Below are 15,567 nucleotides of genomic sequence, written 5' to 3'. Positions count from 1 at the left end.
ATTACAGCGATAAGAAAGTCCGATACGAGGCCCCTGATCGATCAGATATAGTCTTATGGCCTTGCATTACTTCTCATGGCCTGGCCCAGGCGCCGGTCCACAGCTCAATCTAGAAAGGTAAGCAGAATGTTCGACCCGAAAATGACCATTGCCCAGTCTGACCCCGAACTGTGGGCAGCCATCCAGGCGGAATACGAACGCCAGGAGCACCACATCGAGCTGATCGCGTCGGAAAACTACGCCAGCCCGGCGGTCATGGAAGCGCAAGGCTCGGTACTGACGAACAAGTACGCGGAAGGTTACCCGGGCAAGCGTTACTACGGCGGATGTGAACACGTCGATGTGGCCGAACAGCTTGCGATCGACCGCCTGAAGGCGCTGTTCGGTGCCGAATACGCCAACGTGCAGCCGCATTCCGGCTCGCAGGCGAACGCCGGCGTTTATATGGCCATGCTGCAGCCGGGTGACACCATCCTGGGCATGTCGCTGGCGCACGGTGGTCACCTCACCCACGGTTCTTCGGTGAACTTCTCCGGCAAGATCTACAAGGGCGTGGCCTACGGCCTCGATCCGGAAACCGAAGCGATCGACTACGCGCAGGTCGAAGCGCTGGCCAAGGAACACAAGCCGAAAATGATCGTCGCCGGTGCATCGGCCTACGCCCTGCACATCGACTTCAAGCGCTTCCGCGAAATCGCGGATTCGGTCGGCGCCTACCTGCTGGTCGACATGGCCCACTACTCCGGCCTGATCGCCGCCGGCCTGTACCCGAGCCCGATCGGCATCGCCGATTTCGTCACATCGACCACGCACAAGACGCTGCGTGGCCCGCGTGGCGGCGTCATCATGGCCAAGGCCGAATTCGAGAAGCCGCTCAACTCGATGATCTTCCCGGGCATCCAGGGCGGTCCGCTGATGCATGTCATCGCTGCCAAGGCAGTTGCCTTCAAGGAAGCCGCTTCGGCAGAATTCAAGACTTACCAGCAACAGGTGCTGAAGAACGCCCAAGCCATGGCCGAAACGCTCGTCGAGCGTGGCGTGCGCATCGTGTCGGGCCGCACCCAGTCCCACCTGTTCCTCGTCGATCTGCGTGCCAAGAACATCACTGGCAAGGACGCAGAAGCAGCGCTGGGCCGTGCACACATCACGGTCAACAAGAACGCCATCCCGAACGATCCGCAAAAGCCGTTCGTGACCAGTGGCATTCGTATCGGCAGCCCCGCTATGACGACCCGCGGCTTTAAGGAAGCCGAGGCGAAGAAAGTCGCGAACCTGATCGTCGACGTGCTGGATGCGCCGAACGACGACGCCGTGATTTCGCGCGTCGTGTCCGACGTGACCGCGCTGTGCGCCGACTTCCCGGTGTATGGCCGCAAGTAAGTACGCGATCAGACGCTCACCCAATTTCGAAAGTTAATCAGGAGTCATCCAATGTCCCGAATCGCCGGCCGCAATCATCTTTTCGTTCCTGGCCCGACCAATGTGCCCGACCGTGTGCTGCGCGCCATGGTGGTCGCCCAGGAAGATCACCGCTCGCCCAAGTTCCCCGAACTGACCAAGTCGGTGCTGGCTGACCTGAAGAAGGTGTTCAAGACCACCGAAGGCACCATCCTGACCTTCCCGGCCTCCGGTACCGGCATGTGGGAAGCCGCCCTGACCAACACCCTGTCGCCGGGCGACAAGGTGCTGTGCTCGCGTTTCGGCCAGTTCAGCCACCTGTGGGCCGACATGGCGCAGCGCCTCGGCTTCGAAGTGCAGATCCTCGACGTCGAATGGGGTACCGGCGTGCCCTACGACCAGTACGAAGAAGTGCTGCGCGCCGACAAGGAGCACAAGATCAAGGCGGTGCTGGCCTGCCAGAACGAGACCGCCACCGGCGTGACCAGCGACATCGGTCGCGTTCGCCGCGCAATGGACAACGCCAATCACCCGGCCCTGCTGATGGTCGACACCGTGTCTTCGCTGGTGTCCATCGATTTCCGCATGGACGACTGGGGTGTCGACTGCGCCGTGTCCGGTTCGCAGAAGGGCTTCATGCTGCCCGCCGGCATGGGCATCCTGGGCATGAGCCCGAAGGCGCTCAAGGCCATGGACGGCGCGACCTCGCGCCGCTGCTACTTCGACATCAAGGACATGGTGAACGCGAACGCCACCGGCTACTTCCCGTACACGCCGTCCATCCCGATGCTGTACGGCATGCGTGAAGCACTGGACACCATTTTCGAGGAAGGTCTGGAGGAAATCTTCGCCCGCCACGAATACCTCGCCGCCGGTGTGCGCGCAGCCGTCCAGGAAGGCTGGAAGCTGAACCTGTGCGCCAAGGCGCCCGAGTGGTACTCGAATACGGTCAGCGCCATCGTCGTGCCGGAAGGCTTCGACGCCGCCAAGGTGATCAGCAACGCCTACCAGAAGTACAACCTGTCGCTGGGCGCCGGCCTGTCCAAGGTCGCCGGCAAGGTGTTCCGCATCGGTCATCTGGGCGACCTGAACATGCTGTCGCTGATGAGCGCCATCGCCGGTGCAGAAATGTCCATGCTGGACAACGGCATCAACGTCACCCCGGGTTCGGGTGTCGCGGCCGCCTCGACCTACTGGCGTACCCACGCCCCGCAGGCCAAGTAATATTGCAATGCACGGCCTGCTCCGGCAGGCCGGCTGCCCTGCACGGCCGGGTGTCCTACCCGGCTTTTTACATCCAATGACTAAAGGAAGAGAGCATGTCGCAACACGTTGTGTTTCTTGACCGCTCCACGCTGAAGGCCAACGTTCGCCGCCCCTCCTTCGAACACACCTGGGAAGAGTACGACACCACCGCCCCGGAGCAGATCGTCGAGCGCCTGAAGAACGCCACCGTGGCGTTCACCAACAAGGTGCCGCTGCGCGGTGACGTGCTGGCCCAGTTGCCGAACCTGAAGTACATCGGCGTGGCCGCCACCGGCTACGACGTGATCGACGTTCCGGCCTGCCGCGAACGCGGCATCGTCGTGTCCAACATCCGCAACTACGCCGTGCACACGGTGCCGGAACATGCGTTCGCGCTCATCCTGGCCCTGCGTCGCAGCATCATCGCCTACCGCCAGGACGTCGAACGCGGCCGCTGGCAGGAAGTAGACCAGTTCTGCTTCTTCGATCATGCCATCTACGACCTGCACGACAGCACCATCGGCATTTTCGGCGAAGGCGTGCTCGGCCAGGGCACGGCCAAGATCGCGCGCGGCTTCGGCATGAAGGTGCTGTTCGCCGACCATCCGGGCCCGAAGGCGCCGGGCGTCGAATTCACGCCGCAGGAAGAGGTGCTCGCGCAATCCGACATCATTTCCCTGCACTGCCCGCTGACCGCCGAGAGCCGCAACATGTTCAGCATGGAGCAGTTCCGCAAGATGAAGCGCACCGCCATCCTGATCAACACCGCACGCGGCGGCCTGGTGAACGAGGAAGACCTGGTCGTGGCGCTGAAGGAAGGCATCATCGCCGGTGCCGGCTTCGACGTGCTCACCAAGGAACCGCCCAAGGAAGGCAATCCGCTGCTCGATCTGCGCCTGCCGAACTTCATCCTGACACCGCATGTGGCATGGGCTTCCGATGGTGCAATGCAGTTCCTGGCCGATCAACTGGTCGACAATTGCGAAGCCTTCGTGAAGGGCGCGCCGGTCAATACCGTCACCTGATTTCCGCCTGCCCGCTCGCACGGGCAGTGCGTCAACGTTTTCCGACTTTCCGCTTCCAGAGAATTCCAGAATGAAGAAACTGCTCTACCAATTCGATACCGATGAACATCCGTCGGTGTTCGACAGCGTGGTGTGCCATGACGGCGGCGCCGATCACGTGATCGGCTACGGCGGTGTGCATCCGCACAACGTCGGTGCCATGGTCGACGGCGCCATCTTCACGCGCGCGCCGAAGGACAAGAAGAACACCGCCATCTTCATCGGCGGCAGCAATATGGCCGAGGGCGAGGCGCTGTTCAAGGCGGTGAAGAAGAAGTTCTTCGCCAATTTCCGCGTATCGGTGATGCTCGATTCCAACGGCTCGAACACCACGGCCGCCGCCTGCGTCGCCTGGCTGGCACACAGCGGTTCGCTCAAGGGCAAGAAGGCGGTCATCCTCGGCGGTACCGGTCCGGTCGGCTCGCGGGCGGCGGTCATGCTGGCCAGCGAAGGCGCCAGCGTGACGCTCACCTCGCGCAAGCTCGCCACCGCGGAAGAGGCGGCCAAGCAGTTGAAAGCCAACTTCAACATCGATGCTGCAACAGTCGAAGCCGCAGACAACGATGCGCGCGGTCGCGCTGTCGAAGACGCCAACATCGTGATCGCGATGGGTGCCGGCGGCATCCAGTTGCTGGAAGAACGCCACTGGAAGGACAACCCGAACATCGAAATGATGGCCGACGCCAACGCGACACCGCCGCTGGGTATCGAAGGCATCGACATGATGGACAAGGGTGCGGTCAAGCACGGCAAGATCGTGTTCGGCGCAATCGGCTTCGGCGCGCTGAAGATCGCGCTGCAGCGCGCCTGCGTCGGCCGTCTGTTCGAAAGCAACGACATCTCGCTGGACGCGTCGGAAATCTACGCGATGGCGAAAACCATGGTGGGCTGACAGATGAGCATGATCAAGGACAAGCCGGTCACGACCTTTCTCGACGAACTGGCCAGCAGTGCGCCGACCCCGGGCGGCGGCAGTGCAGCCGCCATCATGGGCGGCATGGGTGCCGCGCTGGTGAGCATGGTGTGCAACCTCACCATCGGCAAGAAGAACTACGCCGAAGTCGAAGGTGAAATGAAGCAGTTGCTGGATCGCGCGGAAACCCTGCGCGCCCGGCTCACCGACTTCATCCGCGCCGATGTCGAAGCCTTCGACAGCCTGATGGCGGCGTACGGACTGCCCAAGGACAGCGACGAGCAGAAGGCAGCACGCTCGGCCGCCATCCAGGAAGGTCTGAAGAAGGCCACCGACGCGCCGCTGGCCTGCGCCCGCGCCTGCGCCGACGTGATCGCGCTGTCCCTGATCGCTGCCGAGAAAGGCAACACGAACGTGGTGTCCGATGCCGGCGTTGCCGCACTGGCGGCGGTCGCCGCACTGCGTTCGGCCGCGCTGAACGTGGACATCAACGTACCCAGCATCAAGGACGCCGACTTCGCCGCCTCGCGGCGCGCCGAGACCGACGCCCTGCTGGCCAAGTGGGTGGCCGAAGCCGACCGCGTGGTCGAGGTGGTCAAGAGCAAGCTCTGAGCCGCTCGCGCGACTCGGAAAAAGGGCGCCCGCGGGCGCCCTTTTTTCATGTGCTCGCGCGAATGGCCACCCGTCAGCGATACATTTCCTGAATGCCGGTTCTTCCGGTCGGCTCAGACGTGCCTTGGCGCTACTGCTGGGCCTGCATCTGCGCCTGCACACGATCCAGCCATTCACGCATGGTCGCGAGCAGTTCGCTGCGGCTGAAGGAACAGCTTTCGCCGGAAAACAGCCGTGCCGATTCGAGCCGCATCAGCAGGCCATCGAGCACCTCGCGCCACTTCGCGGGAATGCGCCCGTCGTCCACGCCGTACTTGCGCCACTGCGCGATCAATTCGTCCATGTCCAGGCGCCCGGCCTCGAAATCGGCCAGCGTACGCGACAATACTTCGTTCATCTTCATGCCTTTCCCGGTCCGTCCCGGATCCTGTCATCGCGCGAATGGCGAACGTGCCTGCCACAGCGCCTCGGCGTACAATCGCGCCCCGGTCCCGCCTTGTACCCTGGTCCCCGCCGCACTTCACCGACATGAGCGTCTATAGCCTGGATGGCCAGCAACCCGAACTCGATGCCCGCGTATGGGTCGCCCCCGGCGCCACCGTGCTCGGGCGCGTGCGCATGGGTGCGGATTCCAGCGTCTGGTTCGGCGCCGTCATCCGCGCCGACAACGACCTCATCACGGTGGGCGAACGTTCGAACATACAGGACTGCGCGGTTCTCCACATCGATCCCGGCCGTCCTCTGCACATCGGCAATGATGTCACGATAGGCCATCACGCGATGCTGCACGGCTGCACGGTGGGCGACGGGTCCTTGATCGGCATCCACGCAGTGGTGCTCAATGGCGCGGTGATCGGTCGCCACTGCCTGATCGGTGCCAACGCCTTGATACCCGAAGGCCGGATCATTCCGGATCGCTCGCTGGTACTCGGCTCGCCCGGCAAGGTGGTGCGTACACTCGGCGACGACGAGGTCGAGCGCCTGATGCGCAGCGCCAGCGGCTATGTGGACAAGGCCGCGCTCTATCGCGACACGCTGCGCCCGCTCTGATCCACCGTCCATCGTTTCATTGTGTCAGGCGGCTCAAGCTCGACGCACGGCATGACGTAAACCCGGAAGACAGCTTCCTTTTCCGGAGATCGCCATGAGCCAGCGCACTGAATTCTTCTTCGTCGGCGCACATGTACTGCCCGCCATCATGCTGGCGTCCAGCGGCACGGATGCGGCAGCGGCTGCCGTGCTGAGCTATCTGGCACTGCTGGGCATGTCGCTGATGTCTGCCATGGGCGACATGCCGGAACGCCAGCCGGTGCGCATCAAGTCGGACGACGAGCAGGACATACGGCATCGTCGCTGACAGCCGGCGGCCGATGCGGCCGCTATACTCCCGCGATGTCCTCACTGCGGGAGTCCCGATGAAAGCATCTCACTGGCTGGTCTGCGCTGCCCTGCTGGCCGCGCCCTGGATGACCGCCTCCGCCGCGGATGACGCCGCCGACAGGCGCAACGTGATAGTGGTCGAACTGGCCGCGGAAGCATCGCGGCTTGCGCCCAACGACCTTGCCCGGGCGACCGCCTTCGTGGAACTGAGCGACGCCACGCCGTCCGCGCTTGCCAGGAAGGTGAATGTCGCGATCCAGAATGGACTGGCGACCGCCAAGTCCTACAGCACAGTGAAAGTGCGCAGTGGCGGCACCTCGACCTACCCGGTCTATGGCAAGAACGGCCGCACGATAGAAAGCTGGCGCATGCGCTCGGAACTGCTGCTTGAATCCAAGGACCAGGCGGCGCTGTCCGAACTGCTGGGCAAGCTGCAATCGCAGATGGCCGTCGGTCAGCTCACGCTGGAACCGAGTGAAGAAGCGGCACGCGAAGCGGAAAACGCCGCCATCACCGACGCCATCGCCGCCTTCAACGCGCGTGCGAAAATCGTCGCCTCCTCGCTTGGTGGCGACTGGCGCGTGGTGCACATGAATGTGAACAATACCGCCCTGCCACCACCACCGCGTCCCATGATGCGATCCAAGCTCGCAATGGCCGAAGCGACGGTGGCCGACATGCCGATGGAAGCCGGAGAATCGCGCGTCAGTGTCAATGTCAGCGGACAGATAGAGATTGAACGCAAGCCCTGAGCTGAATCGCTTCGCGCCCCTGTTGGCGCTTGTGGTGGCGGCGTGCGGCAGCTTGCCGCCAGTGTCACAGGAAGGTGCCGGGCCGCCCGCTGCGTCTGTCGCCCGGCCCGCACCGGGCCGCTTCCTGCAGCTCGAACATGACGGTCACGCGCAGGACGCGGTGATCTACGCTCTGGGACTGATAGGCAACCACTACCGTTTCGGCGGGCGCAATCCGGACAGTGGCCTGGACTGCAGCGGCATGGTGAGCTGGATCTATGAACAGGTTGCCGGTCTGAAGCTGCCGCACAATGCGGCGCGCATTGCCGAACTGAGCCGCCCCATCGCCCGCGATGCACTGCAGCCAGGCGATCTGGTGTTCTTCAACACCAGCGGCACCACCTATTCGCACATGGGGATTTACGCCGGTGAAGGACGTTTCATCCATGCGCCGAGCACGCGCGGGAAATATGTGCGTACAGACCCGCTGGACAGCGGCTGGTTCGCGTCTCGCATCAGCGGGCTGCGCACATTGAGAAGGGATATCTGAAGCGCGATCCGGCGCGGACGATGTGCGTCAGGCCGTCAGGCGCGCCGGACTTTTCCGTCAGAGCTTGCGTTCGGTGCGCGGCACCTGGACGAAGATTTCGCCCGGCTTGATCAGGCCCAGTTCACTGCGCGCGCGCTCCTCGATCGCATCGAATCCGGTCTTCAGGTCCTTCACGTCCGCTTCGAGCGCGATATTGCGCGCCTCCAGCCTGTCGTTGAGCGCGCGCTGGGCCTCCAGCGCGCGTTCCGACTCGCCCACCTGCAGCCACCCTCCCTTGCCCAGCCACAGCGGGTACTGGATGGCCGCCGTCAGCACCAGCAGCAGCAGAGTGGGCCAGTGCCGGTTCACGCCGCTTACTTGCGCAGGTTGTAGAAGGCCGAAGAACCCGGATACCAGGCGGTATCGCCGAGGTCCTCCTCGATGCGCAGCAACTGGTTGTACTTGGCGATACGGTCGGAACGGCTGAGCGAACCGGTCTTGATCTGCATCGCATTCAGGCCCACGGCAATGTCTGCAATGGTGCTGTCCTCGGTTTCACCCGAACGATGCGAAATGACCGCGGTATAGCTCGCGCGCTTCGCCATCTCGACTGCGGCAAAGGTTTCGGTCAGCGTGCCGATCTGGTTGATCTTGATCAGGATGGAATTGGCGATGCCGCGGGCGATGCCTTCCTTCAGGATCTTGGTGTTGGTCACGAACAGATCGTCGCCGACGATCTGCACGCGACCGCCCAGGCGTTCGGTCAGCAGCTTCCAGCCGTCCCAGTCGTTCTCGGCCATGCCGTCCTCGATGCTCACGATGGGAAACTTGTCGGCCAGCGTGGCGAGGTAATCGACCAGTTGCGCCGATTCCATTGTGAGGCCGGCGCCCTCGAGGTGGTACTTGCCGTCCTTGTAGAACTCGGACGCGGCGCAGTCCAGCGCCAGAACCAGGTCGCGGCCCGGCTCGTAGCCGGCGGCCGAGGCGGCATCGAGTATCATGTTCAGCGCCTCTTCGGCGCTGCCGACGTTGGGCGCGAAGCCGCCCTCATCACCGACCGTGGTCGGATAGCCCTTCTTGTCGGTGAGCTTCTTCAGCGCGTGGAAGATTTCCGCACCCATGCGCAGTGCCTCGCGGAAGCTGGACGCACCGACCGGCATGATCATGCATTCTTGGAAATCCAGGCTGTTGTTGGCATGCGCGCCACCATTGATCACGTTCATCATCGGCACCGGCATGGCCATGCCGCCCGAGCCGCCGAAATAACGATAAAGCGGCAGACCCGCTTCCTCGGCCGCCGCCTTGGCCACCGCCATCGACACCGCCAGCGTCGCGTTCGCGCCCAGGCGCGACTTGTTCTCGGTGCCGTCGAGCTCGATCAGGGTCTTGTCGATGAAGGCCTGTTCCTCGGCATCGAGACCGATGATGGCCTCGGAAATTTCGGTATTGACGTTCTCGACGGCGGAAAGCACGCCCTTGCCGAGGTAACGGTCCTTGTCGCCATCGCGCAGTTCGATGGCTTCGCGCGAGCCGGTGGATGCGCCGGACGGAACGGCCGCACGCCCCATGATGCCCGACTCCAGCAATACGTCCGCTTCAACGGTGGGATTACCGCGCGAATCCAGAATCTCGCGCGCGACGACATCGACGATTGCACTCATGGTCGTTCAGGTCCTCAGAAAATCATTGATTGTGAATACGCCGTACGCATCAGGCCAGGGCGGATTCGAGGAATCCGTGCCTCTTGGTGACGGCGTCGAGATCACGCAATTGTTCCAGCAATGCTTCCATCATGGGCAGCGGCCAGGCATTCGGGCCATCGGACATCGCCTTTTCGGGATCCGGGTGACTTTCCATGAACAGGCCGGCGATGCCCACGGCCACTGCGGCCCTCGCCAGCACCGGCACGAATTCCCGCTGACCGCCCGAGCTGCTGCCCTGGCCACCCGGCAACTGTACCGAGTGCGTCGCATCGAATACCACCGGGCAACCGGTATTGCGCATGATGGCCAGCGAACGCATGTCGGACACGAGGTTGTTGTAGCCGAAGGACGCACCGCGCTCGCACACCATGATGGTATCGGCGCCGGCGTTCGCCTCCCTGGCCTTGTCAACAACGTTCTTCATGTCGCCCGGCGCGAGGAACTGCCCCTTCTTGATGTTCACCGGCTTGCCGGTGGCGGCCACCGCGTGGATGAAATCGGTCTGGCGGCACAGGAAAGCCGGCGTCTGCAATACATCCACATACTGCGCGACGATGGGCGCCTCTTCCGCCGTATGGACATCGGTCAGCACCGGCAGCTCGAGTTCGCGCCTGACATCGGCCAGGATTTCCAGCCCCTTTTCCATTCCCGGCCCGCGGAAGCTCTTGCCGGAACTGCGATTGGCCTTGTCGAAAGACGACTTGTAGATGAAAGGAATGCCCAGGCGACTCGTGATGTCCTTCAGCTTGCCTGCGGTGTCAAAAGCCATTTCGCGCGATTCGATCACGCACGGGCCGGCAATCAGGAAGAAGGGCTGGTCCAGTCCGACTTCGAATCCACACAGTTTCATGCCCGGCTCCTCAACCCGTGACCTTGCGTACGGAACGCTTCACCGCCCCGCGCGCATCCTGGCGCGCCAGCGCGGCGCGGGCAAAAGCCGAGAACAACGGGTGACCGGCGCGCGGCGTCGAGGTGAATTCAGGATGGAACTGGCAGGCCACGAACCACGGGTGGTCAGGCAGCTCGATCATTTCACACAGCGGATCGCTGCCATCGGTCGATCGTCCGGACACACGCAAACCCACTTTCTCGAGCTGGGCGAGATACTGGTTGTTCACCTCGTAGCGATGACGATGACGCTCGACGATGCTGTCGGCGCCATAGATTTCACGTGCAAGACTGCCGTCGGCCAGCTTGCAGGTCTGACCGCCAAGCCGCATCGTGCCGCCGATGTCCGAGGTTTCGTCGCGACGCTCCAGCGTGCCTTCCGCGCTCAGCCACTCGGTGATCAGGCCGATCACCGGATGCGGCGCGTTGCGTTCGAATTCGGTGCTGTGCGCACCGGACAGGCCGGCGACATTGCGTGCGTACTCGACCACGGCAAGTTGCATGCCCAGGCAGATGCCCAGATAGGGCACGCCATTCTCGCGTGCATAGCGGATCGCCGCGATCTTGCCCTCGACCCCGCGACGGCCAAAACCGCCGGGCACCAGGATGGCATCCATCGGGTCGAGCAGTGAACGGCCGCCATCGGCCGCGCGCTCGATCTGTTCGGAATCGATGTAATGGATGTGGATGCGCGAGCGCGTGTGTATGCCCGCATGAATCAGTGCTTCCGACAGCGACTTGTAGGACTCGGTCAGGTCGACATACTTGCCGACGAAGGCGATGTCGACCTCGCGCTCCGGATGTTCCATCGCCTCGATCAGCCGTGTCCAGCTGCTCAGATCGGCCGCGCGCGCGAGGATGCCAAGCTTGTGGCAGACGATCTCGTCCAGCATCTGGTTGTGCAGCATGGCCGGAATCTTGTAGATGCTGTCCGCGTCCATCACCGAAATGACGGCTTCCGGCTGCACATTGGTAAACAGCGCGATCTTCCGGCGCTCGTCGTCCGGCACCGGCCGGTCGGAACGGCACAGCAGGATGTCAGGCTGGATGCCGATCTCGCGCAGTTCCTTGACCGAATGCTGGGTAGGCTTGGTCTTCAGTTCGCCCGCCGTTGCGATGTACGGAAGCAGCGTCAGATGCATGAAACAGGTGTTGCTGCGACCTTCCTCGATGCCCATCTGGCGGATGGCCTCCAGGAAAGGCAGCGATTCGATGTCGCCTACCGTGCCGCCGACCTCGACGATGGCGACATCCGCACCTTCAGCGCCGCGCTTCACGTACGCCTTGATCTCGTCGGTGATGTGCGGGATGACCTGAACCGTCTTGCCCAGATACTCTCCGCGGCGCTCCTTCTTGATCACCGACTCGTAGATCTGGCCGGTGGTGAAGTTGTTGCGCTTGCTCATCTTCGCGCTGGTGAAGCGCTCGTAATGGCCGAGATCGAGATCGGTTTCCGCTCCGTCTTCGGTCACGAAGACCTCGCCGTGCTGGAACGGGCTCATCGTGCCCGGATCGACGTTGATATAGGGGTCGAGCTTGAGGTGGGTGACGCGGATGGAGCGCGATTCGAGGATCGCGCCCAGCGAGGCGGCTGCAATGCCCTTGCCGAGCGAGGACACCACACCGCCGGTAACGAACACGTACTTGGTCATGCTGAGAGCGGGTGCAGGAAACCCGTATTCTAGCCGAAAGCGCAGCAAGCTTCAGCCGCCCCGCGCCTCCGGACAAACCGCAAGCACCGCCAGTCGCCGGGAAAAACCTGAAAAATCAATCCGCTTCGTCGATCCAGGCCATCTGTATCGCTTCCAGCACCTTTTCGTTGCACCGGTTGGGATCATCGTCAAAACCCGGCAGCGCCATGACCCAGTTCATCAGATCGGTAAAACGCACATAGCGAGGATCGACATCGGACTTGGTTTCAGTCAGCCCGATGGCGATATCCAGGGTGTCGGTCCATTTCATCGTGTTCTACCTCTTGCCTTCGCTGACCATATTGATCGTGTAACGCGGAATCTCGACCACCAGTGGCGTCCCGCCTACCACCGCCTGACAGGACAGCCGCGACAGGGGCTCCAGACCCCATGCCTTGTCCAGCATGTCCTCCTCCAGTTCTTCCGCCGGCTCAAGGCTCTGGAAACCTTCTCGCACGACGACATGGCAGGTGGTACAGGCACAGGACTTCTCGCAGGCGTGTTCGATCTCGATATCGTGTGCAAGCAGCGCGTCGCAGATCGAGGTGCCCGGCTCGGCTTCGATGACAGCGCCTTCCGGGCACAACTCGGCGTGGGGCAGAACGACTATCTGGGTCATGCGTAATCCGTGGTACGTGTTGATCGATTGCGCGGTCGGCGTGCCGCGCTTACAGCGACTCGACGCTGCGGCCGGCCAGCGCACGCTGGATACTGCGATTCATCCGGCGCGCGGCGAACTCGTCGGTGGCCCGCCCGGCGTCGTTGATCGCCTGCTTGAGCGCCGCCACATCCTCACCCTTCACCGCCGTTGCCAGCGCGGCAAGCGACGCATCGACCACCGCGCGCTCGCTCGTGTCGAGCAGATCGCCATCGGCCAGCAATGCCGCGACCGTTGCATCGTGCAGACGCTGCGCTTCGACGCGCTGCTCGGCCAGAGCGCGCGCCTTCATGTCTTCCTGAGCGTGCTCGAAACCATCCTTCAACATGCGGGCGACTTCGTCGTCGGCCAGACCATAACTCGGTTTGACCTCGATGCGCGCCTCCACACCGGTGGTCATTTCGCGCGCAGACACGCTGAGCAGCCCGTCGGCATCGACCTGGAAGCTGACGCGGATGCGTGCCGCCCCGGCCGCCATCGGCGGAATGCCGCGCAGTTCGAAGCGCGCCAGCGAACGGCAGTCGCTGACACGTTCGCGCTCACCCTGCAGCACGTGGATGGCCATCGCGGTCTGGCCATCCTTGAAGGTGGTGAACTCCTGCGCACGCGCGGTCGGAATCGTCGAATTGCGCGGAATCACCTTCTCGACCAGCCCGCCCATGGTTTCCAGGCCGAGCGACAGCGGAATCACGTCCAGCAGCAGCCAGTCCTCGCCTGCGCTCCGGTTGCCGGCCAGAACATTCGCCTGGATGGCGGCGCCGATGGCCACCACCTTGTCCGGATCGAGATTGGTCAGCGGCACCTGACCGAAGAACTCGCCCACCGCACGCTGCACATGCGGCATGCGGGTGGCGCCGCCCACCATCACCACGCCCTTCACATCCTGCGGAGAAAGGCCGGCATCGCGCAGCGCCTTGCGCGTGGGCGCCAGGGTCTTGTCGACCAGCTTCTGCGTCATCGCAGCGAAATCGGCGCGCGTGAGCGTGAGGTCGATCTCGTCGCCGGTCGACAGCTTGACGCCGACATGCACGCTGTCCTGGGCACTGAGCACTTCCTTGGCACGTCGCGCTTCCATGTGTACCAGGCGCATGTCCTCAAGCCCCGGGGGACCGATGCGCGATGCTTCGATCAGCCAGCAATAGACACGGTGGTCAAAGTCGTCGCCACCAAGCGCCGCGTCGCCACTCGTCGCCAGCACTTCGAACACGCCACGCGACAGCTTCAGGATTGAAATGTCGAAGGTGCCGCCGCCGAGGTCATAGACTGCGTACAGTCCTTCCGACGCATTGTCGAGACCATAGGCGATGGCTGCGGCGGTCGGCTCGTTCAGCAGGCGGAGCACTTCCAGACCGGCCAGTCTGGCCGCATCCTTGGTGGCCTGCCGCTGCGCATCGTCGAAATAGGCCGGTACCGTGATGACCGCGCCGGTCAGCGGCCCGCCCAGACTGTCCTCCGCGCGCGAACGCAGCGCGCGCAGGATGTCCGCGGATACCTCGACCGGGCTCTTCGCGCCCTGAGCGGTACGCAGGCGGACCATGCCTGGCGCATCCTCGAATACATAAGGCATGGATTCGACATGCGCGACATCGCTCAGGCTGCGTCCCATGAAACGCTTGACCGAGGCAATGGTGTTGCGCGGATCCTGTGCCTGCGCCGACTGGGCCGCGTGGCCGACAACCACGCCCCCATCGGCCCCATATCGCACCACCGAGGGCAGCAGTGCGCGCCCCTGTTCATCGTTCAGCACAACCGGCACGCTGTTGCGGACGGTCGCCACCAGCGAGTTGGTGGTACCGAGATCGATGCCGACAGCCAGCCTGTGCTGGTGCGGCGCAGTGGATTCGCCCGGTTCGGCGATCTGCAGCAGTGCCATCAGTTTTCCAGCTTTTCGTGCGCGGCAGCAATGTCTTCGCCCAATCGGGCAATGAACATCATGCGGCGCACGGTCGCTGCCGCAGCAGACAGATTGTGTTCCTCGTCCAGTTCGCGGACGAGCTGGCTTTCAGCCCCGCTGCGCGCAGCCCGCAGCGTGGCCGACAGCGCATCCAGCGCTTCCGGATCGCCGGCGTTGCGAGCGTCGTCAAGTGCTTCGCGCCACGCCATCTGCTGCATCAGGAAGTCGGCAGGCATGGCAGTATTGTTCTCGGCGCCCACGTCCACGCCTTCCAGCTCGAGCAGATAGCGTGCGCGCGTCAATGGCGAGCGCAGCAGGCGATAGCCTTCGTTGATGCGGGTCGCCCACTGCATGGACAGACGTCTTTCCTGCTCCGGGCGATGCGCATGGCGGTCCGGGTGGGCGGCCGACTGCAACTCGTGGTAACGGCCTTCGAGCGCCCGCTCGTCGATCACGAAACGCCGCGGCAGACCGAACAGCGCAAAATGATCGCGGCTGAACAGATCCGCCTCGGGCAGTACCTGCGATGTGTCAGACATTGAAGCTCTCGCCGCAACCGCACTCATCCTTGACATTCGGGTTGTTGAACTTGAAACCCTCATTCAGCCCTTCGCGCACGAAATCGAGCTCGGTACCGTCGATATAGGGCAGGCTTTGCGGATCGATCAGCACCTTCACGCCATGACTTTCGAAAACCAGATCCTCGGGAGCCAGGTCGTCGGCGAATTCGAGCTTGTAAGCCATGCCCGAGCAACCACTGGTCCGCACGCCCAGGCGCAGACCCACTCCGCGGCCGCGCTTTGCGATGAAGCCCGCGACATGCCTTGCCGCCTTTTCGGTGAGAGTGACGCCCATATGGAC

The 15,567-nt window shown here is 63.3% G+C and carries 19 protein-coding genes; 9 read left to right on the top strand and 10 right to left on the bottom strand.

What is annotated here, in order from left to right; translation table 11 throughout:
- Nucleotides 1–126 precede the first annotated feature (126 nt).
- The 5 genes from glyA (at nt 127) to fchA (ending at nt 5,232) form a co-directional block, all read left to right on the top strand.
- Nucleotides 127–1,380: a serine hydroxymethyltransferase gene (gene glyA / locus A3Q7_RS0102485; protein ID WP_018410274.1), complete on the top strand. Its 1,254-nt coding sequence runs from the start codon at nt 127–129 to the stop codon at nt 1,378–1,380.
- 51 nt (nt 1,381–1,431) lie between these two features.
- Complete coding sequence (locus A3Q7_RS0102480) at nt 1,432–2,622, top strand: aminotransferase class V-fold PLP-dependent enzyme (protein WP_018410273.1); 1,191 nt, start codon at nt 1,432–1,434, stop codon at nt 2,620–2,622.
- A 95-nt stretch (nt 2,623–2,717) separates the two neighbouring features.
- A complete protein-coding gene (locus A3Q7_RS0102475; protein ID WP_018410272.1) occupies nt 2,718–3,668 on the top strand; it encodes a D-2-hydroxyacid dehydrogenase in 951 nt (316 codons plus the stop codon).
- 70 nt (nt 3,669–3,738) lie between these two features.
- Complete coding sequence (locus A3Q7_RS0102470; RefSeq protein WP_018410271.1) at nt 3,739–4,599, top strand: NADP-dependent methylenetetrahydromethanopterin/methylenetetrahydrofolate dehydrogenase; 861 nt, start codon at nt 3,739–3,741, stop codon at nt 4,597–4,599.
- Between the two features lie 3 nt (nt 4,600–4,602).
- Nucleotides 4,603–5,232 (top strand): methenyltetrahydrofolate cyclohydrolase, encoded by a 630-nt coding sequence (fchA, locus tag A3Q7_RS0102465; RefSeq protein WP_018410270.1) that lies wholly within the window; start codon nt 4,603–4,605, stop codon nt 5,230–5,232.
- 130 nt (nt 5,233–5,362) lie between these two features.
- On the opposite strand, the gene A3Q7_RS0102460 is transcribed toward fchA, so the two are convergent.
- Entirely contained in the window at nt 5,363–5,635 is a 273-nt protein-coding gene (locus A3Q7_RS0102460) for a hypothetical protein (RefSeq protein ID WP_018410269.1), read from the bottom strand.
- Nucleotides 5,636–5,760: 125 nt separating this feature from the next.
- Between A3Q7_RS0102460 and A3Q7_RS0102455 the strand changes: the two genes are divergently transcribed.
- From A3Q7_RS0102455 to A3Q7_RS0102440, 4 genes are all read left to right on the top strand, one after another.
- Entirely contained in the window at nt 5,761–6,282 is a 522-nt protein-coding gene (locus A3Q7_RS0102455) for a gamma carbonic anhydrase family protein (RefSeq protein ID WP_018410268.1), read from the top strand.
- A gap of 94 nt (nt 6,283–6,376) precedes the next feature.
- A complete protein-coding gene (locus tag A3Q7_RS0102450) occupies nt 6,377–6,589 on the top strand; it encodes a hypothetical protein (protein ID WP_018410267.1) in 213 nt (70 codons plus the stop codon).
- A 58-nt stretch (nt 6,590–6,647) separates the two neighbouring features.
- Nucleotides 6,648–7,364: an SIMPL domain-containing protein gene (locus tag A3Q7_RS0102445; protein WP_018410266.1), complete on the top strand. Its 717-nt coding sequence runs from the start codon at nt 6,648–6,650 to the stop codon at nt 7,362–7,364.
- Entirely contained in the window at nt 7,348–7,893 is a 546-nt protein-coding gene (locus tag A3Q7_RS0102440) for a C40 family peptidase (protein WP_018410265.1), read from the top strand. Before A3Q7_RS0102445 ends, A3Q7_RS0102440 begins: the two co-directional genes overlap by 17 nt.
- Before the next feature lie 57 nt (nt 7,894–7,950).
- On the opposite strand, the gene ftsB is transcribed toward A3Q7_RS0102440, so the two are convergent.
- From ftsB to iscA, 9 genes are all read right to left on the bottom strand, one after another.
- On the bottom strand, nt 7,951–8,241 hold the full coding sequence (gene ftsB / locus A3Q7_RS0102435; protein ID WP_018410264.1) for a cell division protein FtsB: 291 nt from the start codon (nt 8,239–8,241) through the stop codon (nt 7,951–7,953).
- Between the two features lie 5 nt (nt 8,242–8,246).
- Entirely contained in the window at nt 8,247–9,533 is a 1,287-nt protein-coding gene (gene eno, locus A3Q7_RS0102430) for a phosphopyruvate hydratase (protein WP_018410263.1), read from the bottom strand.
- Between the two features lie 49 nt (nt 9,534–9,582).
- On the bottom strand, nt 9,583–10,425 hold the full coding sequence (gene kdsA, locus A3Q7_RS0102425) for a 3-deoxy-8-phosphooctulonate synthase (protein WP_018410262.1): 843 nt from the start codon (nt 10,423–10,425) through the stop codon (nt 9,583–9,585).
- A 10-nt stretch (nt 10,426–10,435) separates the two neighbouring features.
- Nucleotides 10,436–12,115 (bottom strand): CTP synthase, encoded by a 1,680-nt coding sequence (locus tag A3Q7_RS0102420; RefSeq protein WP_018410261.1) that lies wholly within the window; start codon nt 12,113–12,115, stop codon nt 10,436–10,438.
- Nucleotides 12,116–12,230: 115 nt separating this feature from the next.
- Nucleotides 12,231–12,425: a Fe-S cluster assembly protein IscX gene (gene iscX, locus A3Q7_RS0102415; RefSeq protein ID WP_018410260.1), complete on the bottom strand. Its 195-nt coding sequence runs from the start codon at nt 12,423–12,425 to the stop codon at nt 12,231–12,233.
- Nucleotides 12,426–12,431: 6 nt separating this feature from the next.
- Nucleotides 12,432–12,773, bottom strand: a complete 342-nt coding sequence (gene fdx, locus A3Q7_RS0102410; RefSeq protein WP_018410259.1) for an ISC system 2Fe-2S type ferredoxin — start codon at nt 12,771–12,773, stop codon at nt 12,432–12,434.
- A 49-nt stretch (nt 12,774–12,822) separates the two neighbouring features.
- Entirely contained in the window at nt 12,823–14,685 is a 1,863-nt protein-coding gene (hscA, locus tag A3Q7_RS0102405; protein WP_018410258.1) for a Fe-S protein assembly chaperone HscA, read from the bottom strand.
- A complete protein-coding gene (hscB, locus tag A3Q7_RS0102400) occupies nt 14,685–15,245 on the bottom strand; it encodes a Fe-S protein assembly co-chaperone HscB (protein ID WP_018410257.1) in 561 nt (186 codons plus the stop codon). The genes hscA and hscB overlap by 1 nt, the downstream gene beginning before the upstream one ends.
- Entirely contained in the window at nt 15,238–15,561 is a 324-nt protein-coding gene (iscA, locus tag A3Q7_RS0102395) for an iron-sulfur cluster assembly protein IscA (protein ID WP_018410256.1), read from the bottom strand. Before iscA ends, hscB begins: the two co-directional genes overlap by 8 nt.
- Nucleotides 15,562–15,567 lie beyond the last annotated feature (6 nt).

Source organism: Methyloversatilis thermotolerans (genome assembly GCF_000372885.1).
Classification (GTDB): domain Bacteria; phylum Pseudomonadota; class Gammaproteobacteria; order Burkholderiales; family Rhodocyclaceae; genus Methyloversatilis; species Methyloversatilis thermotolerans.
The sequence above is the reverse complement of the archived record's forward strand: the minus strand, read 5'-3'. Positions and strand labels throughout refer to the sequence as shown.

Bases quoted from the DNA above. Each gene is read 5' to 3' on its own strand.
- hscB (WP_018410257.1), bottom strand. From the start codon at position 15,245: ATGTCTGACACATCGCAGGTACTGCCCGAGGCGGATCTGTTCAGCCGC.
- A3Q7_RS0102460 (WP_018410269.1), bottom strand. From the start codon at position 5,635: ATGAAGATGAACGAAGTATTGTCGCGTACGCTGGCCGATTTCGAGGCC.
- A3Q7_RS0102420 (WP_018410261.1), bottom strand. From the start codon at position 12,115: ATGACCAAGTACGTGTTCGTTACCGGCGGTGTGGTGTCCTCGCTCGGC.
- fchA (WP_018410270.1), top strand. From the start codon at position 4,603: ATGAGCATGATCAAGGACAAGCCGGTCACGACCTTTCTCGACGAACTG.
- hscA (WP_018410258.1), bottom strand. From the start codon at position 14,685: ATGGCACTGCTGCAGATCGCCGAACCGGGCGAATCCACTGCGCCGCAC.
- kdsA (WP_018410262.1), bottom strand. From the start codon at position 10,425: ATGAAACTGTGTGGATTCGAAGTCGGACTGGACCAGCCCTTCTTCCTG.
- A3Q7_RS0102470 (WP_018410271.1), top strand. From the start codon at position 3,739: ATGAAGAAACTGCTCTACCAATTCGATACCGATGAACATCCGTCGGTG.
- A3Q7_RS0102480 (WP_018410273.1), top strand. From the start codon at position 1,432: ATGTCCCGAATCGCCGGCCGCAATCATCTTTTCGTTCCTGGCCCGACC.
- A3Q7_RS0102445 (WP_018410266.1), top strand. From the start codon at position 6,648: ATGAAAGCATCTCACTGGCTGGTCTGCGCTGCCCTGCTGGCCGCGCCC.
- iscA (WP_018410256.1), bottom strand. From the start codon at position 15,561: ATGGGCGTCACTCTCACCGAAAAGGCGGCAAGGCATGTCGCGGGCTTC.
- fdx (WP_018410259.1), bottom strand. From the start codon at position 12,773: ATGACCCAGATAGTCGTTCTGCCCCACGCCGAGTTGTGCCCGGAAGGC.
- iscX (WP_018410260.1), bottom strand. From the start codon at position 12,425: ATGAAATGGACCGACACCCTGGATATCGCCATCGGGCTGACTGAAACC.
- A3Q7_RS0102455 (WP_018410268.1), top strand. From the start codon at position 5,761: ATGAGCGTCTATAGCCTGGATGGCCAGCAACCCGAACTCGATGCCCGC.
- A3Q7_RS0102475 (WP_018410272.1), top strand. From the start codon at position 2,718: ATGTCGCAACACGTTGTGTTTCTTGACCGCTCCACGCTGAAGGCCAAC.
- glyA (WP_018410274.1), top strand. From the start codon at position 127: ATGTTCGACCCGAAAATGACCATTGCCCAGTCTGACCCCGAACTGTGG.
- eno (WP_018410263.1), bottom strand. From the start codon at position 9,533: ATGAGTGCAATCGTCGATGTCGTCGCGCGCGAGATTCTGGATTCGCGC.
- A3Q7_RS0102450 (WP_018410267.1), top strand. From the start codon at position 6,377: ATGAGCCAGCGCACTGAATTCTTCTTCGTCGGCGCACATGTACTGCCC.